A 15,423-nucleotide genomic window follows, 5' to 3' on the forward strand; every position below is an offset into this window, starting at 1 on the left:
CTCGCTGGGCTCATAACCCAGAGGTCGCAGGTTCAAATCCTGTCCCCGCTACTGAAGGCCGAAGGCCCGGATCCCTTAGGATCCGGGCCTTCGGTGTGTTCACGGCAGGTGGCCCACCGCCTCCTCGTACAGCGACCGGTCCACCGTCCTCGACTCGGGCAGTGGATCCCCCGTCTCGACGCCCTGTGCCCGGTAGGCGGACTGGAGGCGGGTCGTGGTGCCCTCGCGGATCTCCCAGTCCATGCGGAGCGACGGGGTGGACTTCAGGACCGCCTCGTCGGTCTTCAGGAGCTTCGCGAGATACGCGACGAAACTCGCGTCCTGCTTGTAGTCGCTCGCGAAGTACGTGTTCACCGTGCGGATGTACGCCCGCAGCAGGGCCACCCCGGCGTCCACGTCGTCGTTCAGCAGGCTGCGGCCGTACAGCATGCCCCCGAGGGGCTCGCCGAGCGGCTGGCCGCCCAGGAAGGCGTATCCGGGCTTTCCGTCGACCTTGCGCCAGATCGGGTCGAGCAGCCAGGCCGAGTCGACACCGCCGTTCTGCAGTGCGGTGAGGACGTCGGCGGAGCCGAGTTGGCGGTACTGGATCTTGTCGAGGCCGCCGCCGTGCCGCTCCAGGGTCTTCTCCATGGGGTACGCGATCACGGAGCCCTTGCCGATCATCGTGCCGAGGCTGCGGCCCGCGAGCCGGACCTGGGCCGCCGTCTCGCCGCCCTTCAGCCGCGCCCACAGCCCGCTCCTCGACTTCGCGGCGGGCGAGAAGTTCCCCGCGACCCACTTGATGTCGAAGCCGCCCTTGACGCCGTTCATGACGGCCGCCTCCGGCGCGGCCCACATCGCGTCGATGTCCCCCTTGGCCAGCAGCGGCAGCGCGTCCGGCGTCGGCAGGACCTTCAGCGTGACGTCCAGGCCCTCCTTCTTGAACTCGCCCTTGTCCAGGGCGACTTCCAGGGGCGCCACGTACTCGGCGCTCAGCGTGCCCGTCGCGATCGTCAGCTTCCGCGTCTTGGCGAGGGGTTGGGGACCGGGTGCCAGCGGCATGCAGCGGGCCGGCAGCCGGTCGGCCGCGAGGTTCGCCGGGTCCGTCCAGGACGTCTTGCCGCACCCGTCGACGGGCTGGATGGTGCGCCCGCCCCGGCCCGCCGTCGCCCCGGCGTCGTCCGAGTACGGCGTCGACGAGCAGGCCGCCGACGCGAGCAGCGCGGCCACGGCCGCCGTCACACCGTAGGCACGCCCGCGACCGTGCCAGCCGTACTCATGCCTTCTCATGACTGTCCCCTTCCCCGGTCCCGAGGTGCCCATGGCGTCAGCAACCGGCCCGCGATCCGCACCAGTTCGGAGAAGAGCACCCCGAGGACGGCCACGCAGACGATGCCGACGAACATCACGTCGTTCTGGAACAGCGCGCGCGAGTCGAAGATCAGGTGGCCCAGGCCGTCGTTCGCCGCGATCTGCTCCGAGGCGACGATGACCAGGACCGCCACGCCCGCCGCGATCCGCGCGCCGACCAGGACCGACGGCAGCGAGGCCGGCAGCAGGACGTGCCGGAACATCTGCCAGGGCGAGGCGCCGAAGACCCGGCCCGCGTCGAGGTGGCCGGACGGGATCGCGATCACCGCGGACATCGTGGAGATCCAGACGAAGAAGAACACCGTCGCCGCGACCAGCGCCACCTGCGGGCCCTCGCCGAGGCCGAACATGTTCAGGAAGACCGGCAGCAGCGCCAGTTTCGGGACGACGTACAGGGCGTCCAGAAGGGGCTCAAGTGCCGCTCTGATCAGGGGCAGTGAGCCCATCAGGAGGCCCAGGGCGTAGCCCGCCGCGGTGCCGATCGCGTAGCCGCCCAGCACGCGCTTCAGGGTCGCCCACACGTCCGGCCACAGGTCGCCGGCGGCGGCCCGGTCCCAGCCGTCGGCCAGGATCGTGGAGGGCGCGGGGTAGACGCGGGCGTCGATCCACCGCTGATCCGCGGCCAGTTGCCACCACAGGATCAGGACGAGGGGTACGGCCACCGCCAGCGACAGCTCAAGTGCCCGCCTGCGGCGGTGGGTTCGTACGGGGTGGAGTTCCTCGGGGCCCGGGCGGCGGACCAGGACCGATTCCGGCTGCCTGCCGGGGGCGATCGTCGTCATGCCGGCACCGCCTCCTTCCGCAGCAGCTCCCACAGTTGGCTCTTCAGCGCCGTGAACTCGGGGGCCGAGCGGATGTCGCCGGTGCGTGGGCGGGGGAAGGGCGGGCGGTGTTCGGCGATGATCCGGCCCGGGCGGGCCGACATCACCAGGACGCGGTCGCCGAGGACGATCGCCTCCTCCAGGCTGTGGGTGATGAACAGCGTGGTGGTGCGCAGCGCTTGGGTGATCTCCAGCAGCTCGTCCTGGAGGATCATGCGGAGTTGGGCGTCCAGGGCGGCGAACGGCTCGTCCATCAGCAGGAGTTCGGGCTCGACGGCGAGGGCCCGGGCGATCGCCACGCGCTGGCGCATACCGCCGGAGAGCGTCGCCGGGTAGGCGTCGGCGAACTCCGCGAGGCCCATGCGGGCCAGCCAGTCGGCCGCGCGGGCGTTCGCCTCCCGGCGCGGGACGCGCTGGACGTCGAGGCCGAAGCGGACGTTGGCCTGGACCGTCTTCCAGTCGTAGATGCCGTAGTCCTGGAAGATCATCGCCGCCGGGCGGGCGGAGGAGGCGCGGATCGACAGCGTGCCGGTGCTCGGGCGCAGCAGGCCCGCAGCGATCCGCAGCAGCGTGGACTTGCCGCAGCCGGAGGGGCCCACGACACAGACGAACTCGCCCAGGGCGACGGTGAGTTCGAGCGGGCCGAGGGCGTCGACGGTGTGCGGGGCGCGGCCGAAGACGCGGGTCAGTTCGGTGGCGTGGAGTTTGGGGTGCGGGTCTCCCACGGTTGCTCCTTGCGGAGTTCGTTGCGGAGTGGAGGGTGACGGAGTGGAGGGTGCCGCAAGACGATATGACGGACCGTCAGATTGAGGAAGCCTGTAGGCGGCAACTGAAGGCCCGCGCACGGCGGAAGGTTGCCCGCACGCAGTGCGAAGCCCCGGCATCCATGGAGGGTGCCGGGGCTTCGAGGAGGCTTGGGTGTGGTTACGCCGCCGAGCAGTTGGGGCAGACGCCGCGGTACGTCACCTCGACGTCCGAGACCTTGAAGCCGAAGCGCTCCGAGTCGGGGAGGTCGGCCAGCGGGTTGCCGCTCGGGTGGACGTCCTTGATCGTGCCGCACTGGGCGCAGACCAGGTGGTGGTGCGGCTGGTGCGCGTTCGGGTCGTACCGCTTGGCGCGCTTGTCGGTGGAGACCTCTAGGACCTCGCCGAGGGAGACCAGTTCGCCCAGCGTGTTGTACACCGTCGCCCGGGAGATCTCGGGGAGCTTCGCGACAGCGCGCGCGTGCACCTCGTCGGCGGTCAGGTGGACGTGCTGGCCGTCCAGAACCTCGGCCACGACACGCCGCTGTGCGGTCATCCGCCATCCGCGTCCGCGCAGCCGCTCCAGAAGGTCACTCATGCAGGTCAGTTTAACAGTGACAGGCCCAGAAGCCGAACAGGTGTGACTTTGGAGCCTGACCGGTTTTGGACTTTGTCCACAGTGGCTGTGTCCGCGATGGCTTTGTTCACGGTGGCTTTGTTCACGGTGGCGCCCGTGCGAGCGCCACCGTGTCACCGAAGCGGTTCGATCAAGCCGGTACGTGCAGCCGGGCCGGGGCCCAGCAGCGGATGATGTCGCGGACCGAGACGATGCCGACGGCGTCGCCGCGGTCGAGGACGACGAGGTGGCGGAAGCCGCCGTGGGTCATCGCGCCGGCTGCCTCTTCGAGTGTCCAGGACGGGGCGGCGAAGACGACGTCGGTGGTGGTGTGGGCGTGGGCGCGTTCGGAGTCGGGGTCCTGGCCGAGGCCGACGGAGTTGAGGATGTCGCGTTCGGTGAGGATGCCGATGCCGCCGGCGTCGGGGTCGAGGACCACGGCGGCGCCGACTCGGCGGGCGGACATCAGGGCGGCTGCCTGGCGGAGGGTGTGGGCGGGACCGATCGTGAGCACCACGGTGCTCATGGCTTCGCGGACGAGCATGGGCTGCGAGTCACCTCCCGGGAACCCCTGATAGTTCAGGGATTCACAAGTTCACAAATTGAGGGTGCCATCAGAGTCCCAGGTAAAGCAACGGTCAACAAGGGGGCGCGCACGGCCAATTGAGGGCGTGCGCGCTCATGTGTGCTCACGGCTGGTGCCGACGCGCCTCGCGGCCGCGCCCCCGCGGTCAAGCCTTCAGCCGCCCTCGCGGTCAGGCCCTTCAGTACCGCTGGTTCAGGTACCCCAGCAACTCGTCGTGCAGCAGGCCGTTCGACGCCGCCGCGTTGCCGCTGTGCGGGCCGGGGCGGCCGTCGAGGCCGGTGAACTCGCCGCCGGCCTCCGTCACGATGATCGCGTTGGCGGCCATGTCCCACATGGACAGCTCGGGTTCGGCGCAGATGTCCACCGCGCCCTCGGCGACCAGCATGTACGGCCAGAAGTCGCCGTACGCGCGCGTGCGCCACACCTCGCGGGTCAGGTCGAGGAAGCCGTTGAGGCGGCCCTGCTCCTCCCAGCCGGAGAGCGAGGAGTACGCGAAGGAGGCGTCCGTGAGCTTGGAGACGCGGGAGACGCGCAGCCGGGAGGCCGAGGAGAGGCTGCGGCCTGTGAAGGCGCCGTGGCCCTTGGCGGCCCACCAGCGGCGGCCCAGCGCGGGGGCGGAGACGACGCCGACGACGGGCCGGTAGCCGCCCTCGGCCGCCTCCATGAGGGCGATCAGCGTGGCCCACACGGGGACCCCGCGGACGTAGTTCTTGGTGCCGTCGATCGGGTCGACCACCCAGCGCCGGGGGCCCGTGCCCTGGACGCCGAACTCCTCGCCGAGGAACGCGTCCCGCGGGCGGCCGCGCTGGAGCTGACCGCGGATGATCTCCTCGGCCGCCTTGTCCGCCTCGGTCACCGGAGTCATGTCCGGTTTCGTCTCGACCTTCAGGTCGAGCGCCTTGAAACGGCCCATGGTGGCCGAGTCGGCGGCGTCCGCGAGGACGTGGGCGAAACGGAGGTCATCCTGGTAGTCCGGCATGGAACGCACGCTATCCGTCGGCATCGCGCCGGTGCCAGCGTCCCCACCTCACGGTTTGGCGGCACATTGACGGGCCGCGGCCGAGCGGTCCACGGGGCGTGACGGCACGTAGTGTCCGACGGGCGCCCCCCAGTGCGCTCGCGAACCCTTGACAGTGCTCCCTCGCGCGTCAAATCTGGGCGCAGAGTGCTCCGCCCGAGGGAGGCGATGATGCCTGCAGCGCGGGAATCCCTACTGGACGCCGCCTACACGGCGTTGGCCCGTCGGCCGTGGTCCACGGTGCGGATGGTGGACGTCGCCGCCGCGGCCGGTGTGTCCCGGCAGACGCTCTACAACGAGTTCGGCAGCAAGGAGGGGCTCGCCCGGGCGCTGGTCAGACGAGAGGCCGACGGCTATCTCGCCGGCGTCGAGCGGGCCCTGGCCACCCACGCCGACCCCCGCGACCGGCTCACTGCGACCGCCGAGTGGACGGTGTCCTCGGCCCGCGAGAACGCGCTCGTACGGGCCATGCTGACCGGCTGCTGGAGCGAGCGGCTGCCCTCGCCGACGCTGTCCGCGGTGCCGTCCTCCTCGGCGGTACCGGCACAGCGGCGGGCCGACGGCCCCCTGCCGTCCCCCGGCGACTTCGTGGCGATCGTCCGCGACCGGGCCGTGGTCCAGCTGTCCGCCCCCGGCACCCCCAAGTCGGAGACCGCCGACCTGACCCGGTCCTGCGAACTGGTCACCCGCCTCGCCCTGTCCTGCGTCTCGGCGCCGCCGGGAGAGGGCGGAGTGGCCGACCTGATCCGCACGGCCCTGTCCCGCCAGCCGGCCTGACGGGTCTAGGGGGCCGTGCCGCGGAGAGTTGCCGGCCTCGCGAGCGGCCGGACGCGCTCACCCACCGCCTCGACGGCGTGAGAACCCCGGCCGTGCCGTCGTCTCGCCGGCCGCCGGCTCGGCCTTCCCCGGCCGCGCTCGTGCGCGGAGGAAGCGGAGGACTTCGCCGCGTCGCCCGCCGCGGCGAAGGCTCACGGCAACGCCTCTGCGCCGCGCGACCGCGCCCGCCGGATCCCGCTCGATCCGGCCAGGACACCCCGCACCCACAGCCGACCTGATCCGCCGGACGGCCCTAGTGCGCCGACCCCGACAACTGGAGCCCGATCACGCCCACGATGACGAAGCTGATCGAGATGAGTTTCAGGGTGGAGACCAGGTCGCCCAGGAAGATCATTCCGTAGATCGCGGTGCCGGCCGCGCCGATGCCGGTCCAGACGGCGTACGCGGGGCCGACGTCGAGTTTCTTCAGGGACAGGGTGAGCAGACCGAAACTGCCGAGTGCGAAGGCACAGAACGCGATCGTGGGCCACAGTCGCGTGAAACCGTGCGAGAGCTTGAGGCACACGGCGAATCCTGTCTCCAGCAACCCGGCCACCACCACCAGCAGCCACGCCATGTGCTTGTCCTCCCGTATGCGGCTCGGTGCGATTATGCACTTGCCGCACACAGGTAGCGCCAAACAACGCGGAGGTCAGTCGCCTTCCTTCCGCTCCCGGGTGGAGAGCAGTCGGCGCAGCGAGTACAGCCGGGCCGGGTCCGCGTGCCCCTCGGCCACCCACGCGTCCAGCGCGCAGTCCGGCTCGTCGTGACTGCAGGCGCGCGGGCAGTTCACGGTGCCGGGCTCCAGGTCGGGGAACGCCTTGATGACCCGGGACGGGTCCACATGGTGCAGGCCGAAGGAGCGGACGCCCGGTGTGTCGACGACCCAGCCCGAGTCGTCCGGCAGCGGGATCGCGCGCGCCGAGGTCGTGGTGTGCCGGCCGCGTCCGGTGACGGCGTTGACGATTCCGGTGCTGCGCCGCCGCTCCAGCGAGACCAGCGCGTTGACGAGGGTCGTCTTGCCGACACCGGAGTGGCCGACGAACGCCGTGATCTTGCCGTCCAGCTGCTTGCGCACCCGCTCCACCGCGGTGCCGTTCTCCAGCTCCTCGCGGCTCGTGACGACGTAGGGGACGCCCAACGCGCCGTACATCTCCAGGAGTTCGTCGGGGGAGGCCAGGTCCGACTTGGTCAGGACGAGCAGCGGGTCGAGGCCGCCGTCGTAGGCCGCCACCAGGCAGCGGTCGATCAGGCGCGGCCGGGGTTCGGGGTCCGCCAGGGCGGTGACGATGGCCAGCTGGTCGGCGTTGGCGACGACCACGCGCTCGTAGGGATCGTCGTCGTCGGCCGTGCGGCGCAGCACCGAGGTGCGCGGCTCGATGCGGACGATCCGGGCGAGGGTGTCCTTGTCGCCGGACAGATCACCGATGATCGCGACCCGGTCGCCGACCACCGCGGCCTTCCGGCCCAGTTCGCGGGCCTTGATCGCCATCACGACCCGGTCCTCGACCAGGCAGGTCAGCCGGCCCCGGTCGACGGTGAGGACCATGCCCTCGACCGCTTCCTCGTGCTTGGGGCGGATGTTCGTACGCGGCCGGTTGCCCTTGCGGTTGGGGCGCTGGCGGATGTCGTCCTCGTCGGTGTTCTTGCCGTAGCGGCGCATGACTGGTTCCCGTGCCCCTACGCCCCGAGCATCCCGGTCCACAGGTCGGGGAAGTCCGGCAGGGTCTTCGCCGTCGTCGCCACGTTCTCGATCTGGACGCCCTCGACCGCGAGGCCGATGATCGCGCCGGCCGTCGCCATGCGGTGGTCCTCGTAGGTGTGGAAGATCCCGCCGTGCAGTCGGCGCGGGCGGATGTGCAGGCCGTCGGCGGTCTCGGTGACGTCACCGCCCAGCTCGTTGATCTCCTTGGTGAGCGCGGCGAGGCGGTCCGTCTCGTGCAGGCGCAGATGGGAGACACCGCGCAGGGTCGAGGGGGAGTCCGCGAGGGCGGCGACCGCCGCGATGCCCGGGGTCAGCTCGCCGACCTCGCCCAGGTCCACGTCGATGCCGTGGACCGCGCCGGATCCGGTGAACTCAAGGCCGTACTCGGTGAGTTCGCAGGAACCACCCATCTCGGTGAAGATCTCGCGCAGCTTGTCGCCGGGCTGGGTGGTGCGGGCCGGCCAGTCCGGGATCACGACCTTGCCGCCGGTCACCAGGGCCGCCGCCAGGAACGGCTGCGCGTTCGACAGGTCCGGCTCCACCGTCAGGTCGCGGCCGAGGAGTGCGCCCGGCGTCACCCGCCACACGTTCGGCTCGCCGCCCGACTCCGGGGTGTCCACCTGGGCGCCGACCGCGCGCAGCATGTCGACCGTCATCCGGATGTGCGGCAGCGAGGGCAGCGACGAACCGATGTGCCGCACCTCGACGCCCTGGTTGAACCGCGGCCCCGACAGCAGCAGCGCCGACACGAACTGCGAGGAAGAGGAGGCGTCGATCTCGACCGGACCGCCGTCCAGCGCCCCGCCCCCGTGCACCGTCAGCGGCAGCGTGCCGCGCCCGTCGTCGTCGATCCGCGCCCCGAGCACGCGCAGCGCGTCGATCACCCCGTGCAGCGGACGCTCGTACGACCTCGGGTCGCCGTCGAAGCGGACCGGACCGTCGGCGAGCGCGGCGACCGGGGGCAGGAAGCGCATGACCGTGCCCGCGTTCCCGACATCCACCGTGGCCGGGCCGTGCAGGCCGGTCGGCAGCACCCGCCAGGTCTCGCCGGTGCCGTCCGGGCCGACGCCCTCCTCGATGTCCACACCCATCTCGCGCAGAGCCGCCGCCATCAGCAGCGTGTCCCGTGAGCGCAGCGGGCGGCGCAGCCAGCCGGGCTCCGAGGCCAGCGCGGCGAGCACCAGGGCCCGGTTGGTGACCGACTTGGACCCGGGCACGTGGACCGTCGCGCGGACGGCTCCGCTCGCGTGCGGGGCGGGCCAGAGTGAGGTGTGTGCGGGGTTCACGGTCATGCGCTCCACCTTAGTGGCTGTCGGTGACCGGAGATCTTGATCAAATGCGGCGAAACCACGGCGAAACAACGGCATGGGAAGTGCCGTGCATATATGCGCTCACGCGGCCCCGTCCGGCCGTCCGGGGCCGCCGCCGCTCAGACGTCCAGCAGCCAGCGCCCGCCGCCGATGAGCGCGCACAGTGACACCGCGTGGAACAGGAAGAACCACAGCCCCGCCGGTACGTGCGTCAGCCGCGACAGCTGGTCCGCGTCCGAGTCGCCCGCGCCACCCCGGCTCCGCTTGGCCTGCAGCTCGAACGCCGGACGCACCCCGCCCACCAGCAGGAACCACACCACCGCGTACGCGAACGCCGCCTGCACCTGCGGCCCCGCCAGCCACGACACCAGCAGGAACGTGCCGCCCGCGAGGACGACCGTCAGGGCGCCGTACGCGTTGCGGATCATCACCAGCATCGCCACCAGCAGCGCCGTCGCCAGCCACAGCAGCAGCGTGATGTGCCCGGCGGCCAGCAGCGCGGCGCCGCCGAGGCCCAGCAGCGGGGGAGCGGTGTAGCCGGCCGCCGCGGTGAGGATCATGCCGAGGCCGTGCGGCTTGCCCCGGCTGACGGTCAGGCCGCTGGTGTCCGAGTGCAGTCGTATGCCGTTGAGCTGCCGGCCGGTCAGCAGCGCGACCAGTCCGTGACCGCCCTCGTGGGCGATCGTGATGGCGTTGCGCGACAGACGCCACAGGCCGTGCGGGACGATCACCGCGAGCGCGGCGACCAGGGTCGCGATCACCACCCACAGATCCGGGTCGGGCTGGGTGCCGAAGACCCGGTCCCAGAGATCGGGCAGCGAGGTGGCGGCGAAGCTGTCCATGTTCGGCGGTGGCTCCCTCTGGTGACGCGGAATCTGGCAGTGTTGCACGTATGTGCGGACGGTATGCAGCGAGTCGTGGACCCGAGGATCTCGCAGGAATCTTTGAGATCGAGAAGTGGGAGCCCGAGGAGACGCTGCCTCCCGACTACAACGTGGCCCCGACCAAGGAGGTCTACGCCGTCCTGGACCGTCCTCTTAAGGACGAGCCCGATCCGCGCCCGGTTCGCCAGCTGCGCAAGCTGAAGTGGGGCCTGGTCCCGTCCTGGTCGAAGACGCCCGAGGGCGCCGCCCGGATGATCAATGCCCGCGCCGAGACGGTCCACGAGAAACCGTCGTACAAGCGGGCCTTCGCCACCCGCCGGTGCATCATCCCGGCCGACGGCTACTTCGAGTGGGTCACCGGCACGCAGGAGCGGGACCTGGAGGTCGAGGGCAAGAAGAAGCGGCCGCGCAAGCAGCCGTACTTCGTGCTGCCCGCCGACGGCACGGTCTTCGCGATGGCCGGGCTCTACGAGTTCTGGCGGGACCGGACCCTCCCCGACGACCACCCGCTGGCCTGGTGGGCGACCTGCTCGGTGATCACCACCGAGGCGGAGACCACCCCGCTCGCCGTCGCCCCCGAGGAGGGCCCCCGCGCCCTCGCCGACATCCACCCCCGGATGCCGCTCATGCTCACCCCCGACCGCTGGGACACCTGGCTCGACCCGTCCCGCACGGACGTCGAGGACCTCCGCACCCTGCTCGCGCCCCCGCCCACCGGCCTGATGCGCGCCTACCCGGTCTCCACGGCGGTCAGCAACGTCCGCAACAACGGCCCGGAGCTGCTGAAGGAGCTGGAGGGGCCCGAAGAGGGCACACTCTTCTGATGTGACGACGAAGATCACCAAGACGAAGATCAGCAACCCCGAGACCGTGACCGTGACCGTGCCTGAGACCGTGACCGAGATCGTGGGTACGGACGCGGGGGACGCCCGCGTCACCTGGCACCCGGCGAAGAAGCCCCGGCTCGTGCTCGCGGTCAGCCACGGCGCGGGCGGCGGCATCGAGGCGCGGGACCTCCAGGCCCTGGCCGCCGTCCTGCCCGGGCACGGAGTGAGCGTCGCGCTCGTCGAGCAGCCCTGGCGGGTGGCCGGGAAGAAGGTGGCGCCCGCCCCCAAGACCCTCGACGTCGGCTGGCGGGGCCTGTGGCCCGCGCTGAGCGCGCCCGGGCTCCCGGTGGTCTCCGGCGGACGCAGTGCCGGCGCCCGGGTCGCCTGCCGTACGGCGACCGAGCTCGGTGCCCATGCCGTCCTCGCTCTCTCCTTCCCGCTGCATCCACCGGGCCGGCCGGAGAAGTCCCGCGCCGGGGAACTGCTCGGATCCGGGGTGCCCACCCTCGTCGTACAGGGCGGGAACGATCCCTTCGGCCGGCCCGACGAATTTCCCGACGGAACGTACGAGCTGGTCGAGGTGCCCTTCGGGGATCACGGGTTCGCGGTGCCCAAACGGGCGGACATCGGCCAGGACGAGGCGCTCGCGATCATCACGGACGGTGTCGTCCGGTGGATCGCGTCACTCGGGTAAAGAACGGGAATGTGCGGCGGCGGCCCACTGTTGAGCGGGACAGAAGTGCTGAACAAGCAGCACTTGTAGCCGTGGGAGAGGAAGTCCGCCGTATGGGTTCGACCATCTGCCCGAGCCGCGACAGCCGCACTGACCTGGACTGGACGGTGCTGACTGCGGCCAAGACCACCCCGATTCGAGGGGCGGCGGGGACGGGTCGTCGTCTATCCTCCGAAGCTGGTGGGGCCGGTCTCGGTGCCACCCGCAATCATGAGGAGGTGGGTCCGGTCACTGGGATCGACGCAGGGACCGACAACGGCCAGGCGGAGCTGCCCGAGGGCCAGGGCGTCAGCGCGGAGTCGACGACGGAGCGCCGTGCGCGCTTCGAGCGGGACGCGCTCGAATTCCTCGACCAGATGTACTCGGCCGCGCTGCGCATGACGCGCAACCCGGCCGATGCGGAGGACCTGGTGCAGGAGACGTACGCGAAGGCGTACGCGTCCTTCCACCAGTTCCGCGAAGGCACCAACCTCAAGGCGTGGCTGTACCGGATCCTCACGAACACGTTCATCAACTCGTACCGCAAGAAGCAGCGCGAACCCCAGCGCTCCGCGGCCGAGGAGATCGAGGACTGGCAGCTCGCCCGGGCCGAGTCGCACATGTCGACAGGTCTGCGCTCCGCGGAGTCGCAGGCGCTCGACCATCTGCCGGACTCGGACGTGAAGGAAGCGCTCCAGGCGATCCCCGAGGAGTTCCGCATCGCCGTCTATCTCGCCGATGTAGAGGGCTTTGCGTACAAGGAGATCGCGGACATCATGGGGACACCCATCGGAACGGTGATGTCCCGGCTGCACCGGGGCCGCCGTCAACTGCGCGGCATGCTGGAGGACTACGCCCGTGAGCGCGGGCTCGTCCCGGCCGGTGCCGGAGAGTCGAACGAAGCGAAAGGCTCGGGCTCATGAGCTGCGGAGAGCCGCACGAAACGGACTGCAGTGAGGTCCTCGACCATCTCTACGAGTTCCTCGACAGCGAGATGCCGGACGTCGACCGCGCCAAGTTCAAGCAGCACTTCACCGAGTGCTCGCCGTGTCTGGAGAAGTACGGCCTCGAAGAGGCCGTGAAGAAGCTGGTCAAGCGGTGCTGCGGTCACGACGACGTGCCCACCGACCTGCGCGCCAAGGTCCTGGGGCGGCTCGATCTGATCCGCTCCGGGCAGGCGGTGCCGGACCACGACGTCGCCGCGGCCCCGCAGGAGTCGTAGCCTCCCGCAGGAGTTGCAGCCTCCCCGGACCCCGGGTTGAACGGGCTGTCGTCACTCGAACGTGCTAATCGGCGGGTCATCGGCCCGCGGACTCCCCCTGTGCCGCCCTAGGCTCCTGAAGTCTGGGCAGGCTCGGCCGGGGAGGGGCGTGATGGAGGCGGTTCCGGCACGGGCTCGCGCGTACGTCGCCTGTGCGGTCCTCGGTGCGCTGGCCTGTCTGCTGCCGCTCCCCACGGTGGAGACGCCGTGGTGGGCCGTCGGGTTGCTCGCCCTGGTGTACGCCGGCTGCGAGCAGGCCGCCGCACGGTGGCGGTTCGCCGGCACCTTCTACCCCGTCCTGCTCGCCGGTGCGTTCCTGCTGCCGCCGCCCGCCGCGGTCCTGGTCCCGCTGCCCGGGGCGCTGCTCTCCCGCGTCGACCGGCGCCAGCCCTGGCTGCGCCGTCTGTGGCGCGCCGCCCAACTGGCCCTCGCCGTATGGGCGGCGGCCCGGGTGCACTGGGCGCTGGGCGGCCGGGACGCGGTCGTCGGCTCCGACTTCCCGTACGCGCTGGTCCCCGCCGGGGCCGCGGTGCTCGCCTTCTGTCTGGCGCTGACCGTGCTCGACGGCGGGATCCGCGCGTTCGCCGAGCGGGTGCCCGTACGGCGGGCCTGGCGGGGGCTGTTCCTGCGTTCCCTCGCGCCGATCGCCGTGCACGGGCTGGCCGGGCTCATGATGGCCGTGCTGTGGCGCAGCCGGTACGGGCCCGTCGCCGCGCTGCTCGTGCTGCTGCCGATGTGCGTGTCCTGGTGGGTCTTCGCGCAGTACCACCGCGAGCGCGCCGCCCACCAGGCGACCATCCGGGCGCTGGTGCAGGCCGTCGACATCAAGGACGGGTACACCCGCGGACACAGCGAACGGGTCGGCCAGGCCTCGATGATGATCGCGCGCGAACTGGGCATGGACGACGCCCGAGTTGAGGTACTGCGCTTCGCCGGCATCCTGCACGACGTCGGCAAACTCGGCGTCCCCACACGGCTGTTGCGCAAGGACGGCCCGCTCACCCCCGAGGAACGGCGGGTGATCGAGCTGCATCCCGAGTACGGACACGAGATGGTGCGCGGCATCGGCTTCCTCGGCGAGGCCCGGGCCGCGGTGCTCCACCATCACGAACGGCTCGACGGCAGCGGCTACCCGTACGGGCTGATGGGTGGTCAAATCCCGGAACCCGCAAGGGTGGTGGCCGTCGCCGACGCCTTCGACGCGATGACGTCCACCCGCTCCTACCGCAGGGCCCGCCCGGTCGCCGCCGCGCTGGAGGAGCTCCAGCGGTGCGCGGGCGCCCAGTTCGACCCCCGGATGGTCACCGCGCTGACGCGCGCGCTGGCCAGGGACGGCTGGCATCCGGCGGTGACGGCCGATGAGGAGCGGGACGCGTACGTCGTCCCGGGCTCGCCGGTCTCCGGTCGGTCGGGGGTGGGGTGATGACCCTGCGGCCCTCGCTGAAGCTCCTCATCCACACGGCCGCCGCCCTCCTGGCCGCCGGTTCCCTCGCCGTCACCCTCTGGAGCGGCCTCGACGAGCGGCCGGCCGCGCTCGCCTTCGGGGTGCTCATCACCGTCGGCGAGCTGACCCGGTGGACCGGCGCCCGGGTGCGGGAGGCCGCGCCGCTCGGGGCCGCCGGGGCGCTGTCGTACGCGCTGCTCGGCGCGGACGCCGGACGGCCCACCGAGCACGGGGTCGCGCAGATCGTCACCGTCGTGTTCGCCGCCTCGCTGCTGGGCAGCGTGCCGCACATCGCCCGCGGACAGGGACCGGTCCTCGACCATCTGGCGCGCCGGGTGCTGACCGTCGCGTTCGCCGCCGTCTGCTTCCAACCCCTGTACAACCGGGGCGTGTTCGGCGAGTGGGTCGGCCCCGCCTACGCCCTCCTCCTGCTCGCCCTGCTCTCCCTCACCGCCCTGTGCGACTGCGTGCTCGCCGCCGCGCTCGCCCACTCCCGCACCGGCTGGCCCTTCGGCCCGCTGCTCCGCGACGAACTGCGGGCCCTGCTCGGCATCGGCTCCGCCGTGTGCGCGACGGGCGCGGTGATGGCCCTCGCGGTGGCCGTCGTAGGACTGTGGGCGCTCCCGGTGTTCTCGCTGCCCCTGCTGCTCACTCAGCTCTCCTTCAAGCGGTACGCGGCCGTGCGCACCACCTACCGGCAGACCATCGCCTCCCTGGCCCGAGCCACCGAGATAGCCGGATACACCCCCGCGGGCCACGCCCGCCGGGTGGCCGAGCTGAGCCGGGCCGTCGGTCGCGACCTGGGGCTGACCCGGCCCGAGCTCACCGTCCTGGAGTACGCGGCCCTCATGCACGACATCGGCCAGCTCAGCCTGGTCGACCCGGTGCCGGCCGGCGCCACCGCCGTCCTGCCCGCCGCCGAACAGCTCAGGATCGCGCTCCTCGGCGGGGCCGTCGTCCGCCAGACCGGGGTGGACGCGGCGGTCGCCGTGGTCGTGGAGCGGCAGGCCGACCCGTATCGGGAGCAACCGGTCGCCGCCCGGATCGTGCGGGCCGTGAACGCGTACGAGGAGAAGGTGCAGGGCGCCGGGCCCGGCGGGCCCCTCACCGCACTGGAGGAGCTGCGCCTGGCGACCGCCGGGGACTACGCGCCCGAGGTCGTGGAGTCGCTGGCCCGCGTCCTGGCACGGGACTGTCTGACCCTGCCCATGGCGGGGTAACCCATGGGTAATGAGCGGCCTCCCAGACCTACGTGGTTGGATGCGAAAGAGAATGAGAAGGTGTCCGGGGGCAGCACTGGCCAGCCCACAGAACGGAACTGGCAGGCGGG

The 15,423-nt window shown here is 71.5% G+C and carries 17 protein-coding genes; 7 read left to right on the plus strand and 10 right to left on the minus strand.

Annotated elements, in window-relative coordinates:
• Nucleotides 1-99: 99 nt before the first annotated feature.
• The 6 genes from ACWDR3_RS31085 to hisN form a co-directional block, all read right to left on the minus strand.
• A complete protein-coding gene (locus ACWDR3_RS31085; RefSeq protein ID WP_450355899.1) occupies nucleotides 100-1,269 on the minus strand; it encodes an ABC transporter substrate-binding protein in 1,170 nt (389 codons plus the stop codon).
• Nucleotides 1,266-2,132: an ABC transporter permease gene (locus ACWDR3_RS31090; protein ID WP_450355900.1), complete on the minus strand. Its 867-nt coding sequence runs from the start codon at nucleotides 2,130-2,132 to the stop codon at nucleotides 1,266-1,268. Before ACWDR3_RS31090 ends, ACWDR3_RS31085 begins: the two co-directional genes overlap by 4 nt.
• Nucleotides 2,129-2,896 carry an ABC transporter ATP-binding protein gene (locus ACWDR3_RS31095; RefSeq protein WP_450355901.1) on the minus strand — a complete coding sequence of 256 codons (768 nt, stop codon included), beginning with the start codon at nucleotides 2,894-2,896 and terminating at the stop codon, nucleotides 2,129-2,131. The genes ACWDR3_RS31090 and ACWDR3_RS31095 overlap by 4 nt, the downstream gene beginning before the upstream one ends.
• Before the next feature lie 199 nt (nucleotides 2,897-3,095).
• A complete protein-coding gene (locus ACWDR3_RS31100) occupies nucleotides 3,096-3,512 on the minus strand; it encodes a Fur family transcriptional regulator (protein WP_123997860.1) in 417 nt (138 codons plus the stop codon).
• Nucleotides 3,513-3,681: 169 nt separating this feature from the next.
• Nucleotides 3,682-4,074, minus strand: coding sequence for a CBS domain-containing protein (locus ACWDR3_RS31105; RefSeq protein WP_450355902.1), 393 nt, complete (start codon nucleotides 4,072-4,074; stop codon nucleotides 3,682-3,684).
• A 220-nt stretch (nucleotides 4,075-4,294) separates the two neighbouring features.
• On the minus strand, nucleotides 4,295-5,095 hold the full coding sequence (gene hisN / locus ACWDR3_RS31110) for a histidinol-phosphatase (RefSeq protein WP_450355903.1): 801 nt from the start codon (nucleotides 5,093-5,095) through the stop codon (nucleotides 4,295-4,297).
• Between the two features lie 207 nt (nucleotides 5,096-5,302).
• Between hisN and ACWDR3_RS31115 the strand changes: the two genes are divergently transcribed.
• Nucleotides 5,303-5,911 (plus strand): TetR/AcrR family transcriptional regulator, encoded by a 609-nt coding sequence (locus ACWDR3_RS31115; RefSeq protein ID WP_450355904.1) that lies wholly within the window; start codon nucleotides 5,303-5,305, stop codon nucleotides 5,909-5,911.
• Between the two features lie 292 nt (nucleotides 5,912-6,203).
• On the opposite strand, the gene ACWDR3_RS31120 is transcribed toward ACWDR3_RS31115, so the two are convergent.
• From ACWDR3_RS31120 to ACWDR3_RS31135, 4 genes are all read right to left on the minus strand, one after another.
• Complete coding sequence (locus ACWDR3_RS31120) at nucleotides 6,204-6,527, minus strand: DMT family transporter (RefSeq protein WP_123997856.1); 324 nt, start codon at nucleotides 6,525-6,527, stop codon at nucleotides 6,204-6,206.
• 75 nt (nucleotides 6,528-6,602) lie between these two features.
• Nucleotides 6,603-7,613: a ribosome small subunit-dependent GTPase A gene (gene rsgA, locus ACWDR3_RS31125; RefSeq protein WP_402351969.1), complete on the minus strand. Its 1,011-nt coding sequence runs from the start codon at nucleotides 7,611-7,613 to the stop codon at nucleotides 6,603-6,605.
• Between the two features lie 17 nt (nucleotides 7,614-7,630).
• Nucleotides 7,631-8,947: a 3-phosphoshikimate 1-carboxyvinyltransferase gene (aroA, locus tag ACWDR3_RS31130; RefSeq protein ID WP_450355905.1), complete on the minus strand. Its 1,317-nt coding sequence runs from the start codon at nucleotides 8,945-8,947 to the stop codon at nucleotides 7,631-7,633.
• Nucleotides 8,948-9,084: 137 nt separating this feature from the next.
• Nucleotides 9,085-9,807, minus strand: coding sequence for a M50 family metallopeptidase (locus tag ACWDR3_RS31135; RefSeq protein ID WP_450355906.1), 723 nt, complete (start codon nucleotides 9,805-9,807; stop codon nucleotides 9,085-9,087).
• Between the two features lie 50 nt (nucleotides 9,808-9,857).
• Between ACWDR3_RS31135 and ACWDR3_RS31140 the strand changes: the two genes are divergently transcribed.
• The 6 genes from ACWDR3_RS31140 (at nucleotide 9,858) to ACWDR3_RS31165 (ending at nucleotide 15,313) form a co-directional block, all read left to right on the plus strand.
• Nucleotides 9,858-10,673 carry an SOS response-associated peptidase gene (locus ACWDR3_RS31140; protein WP_450355907.1) on the plus strand — a complete coding sequence of 272 codons (816 nt, stop codon included), beginning with the start codon at nucleotides 9,858-9,860 and terminating at the stop codon, nucleotides 10,671-10,673.
• Between the two features lie 58 nt (nucleotides 10,674-10,731).
• Nucleotides 10,732-11,370, plus strand: coding sequence for an alpha/beta hydrolase family protein (locus ACWDR3_RS31145; RefSeq protein WP_450355928.1), 639 nt, complete (start codon nucleotides 10,732-10,734; stop codon nucleotides 11,368-11,370).
• A 257-nt stretch (nucleotides 11,371-11,627) separates the two neighbouring features.
• Nucleotides 11,628-12,311 (plus strand): RNA polymerase sigma factor SigR, encoded by a 684-nt coding sequence (gene sigR, locus ACWDR3_RS31150; protein WP_221297653.1) that lies wholly within the window; start codon nucleotides 11,628-11,630, stop codon nucleotides 12,309-12,311.
• Nucleotides 12,308-12,610 carry a mycothiol system anti-sigma-R factor gene (rsrA, locus tag ACWDR3_RS31155; RefSeq protein WP_123997849.1) on the plus strand — a complete coding sequence of 101 codons (303 nt, stop codon included), beginning with the start codon at nucleotides 12,308-12,310 and terminating at the stop codon, nucleotides 12,608-12,610. Before sigR ends, rsrA begins: the two co-directional genes overlap by 4 nt.
• 151 nt (nucleotides 12,611-12,761) lie before the next feature.
• Nucleotides 12,762-14,072: an HD-GYP domain-containing protein gene (locus ACWDR3_RS31160; RefSeq protein ID WP_450355908.1), complete on the plus strand. Its 1,311-nt coding sequence runs from the start codon at nucleotides 12,762-12,764 to the stop codon at nucleotides 14,070-14,072.
• Nucleotides 14,072-15,313 (plus strand): HD-GYP domain-containing protein, encoded by a 1,242-nt coding sequence (locus ACWDR3_RS31165; protein ID WP_450355909.1) that lies wholly within the window; start codon nucleotides 14,072-14,074, stop codon nucleotides 15,311-15,313. Before ACWDR3_RS31160 ends, ACWDR3_RS31165 begins: the two co-directional genes overlap by 1 nt.
• The last annotated feature ends 110 nt before the right edge of the window (nucleotides 15,314-15,423 follow it).

The organism is Streptomyces sp. NPDC001002 (genome assembly GCF_053599215.1).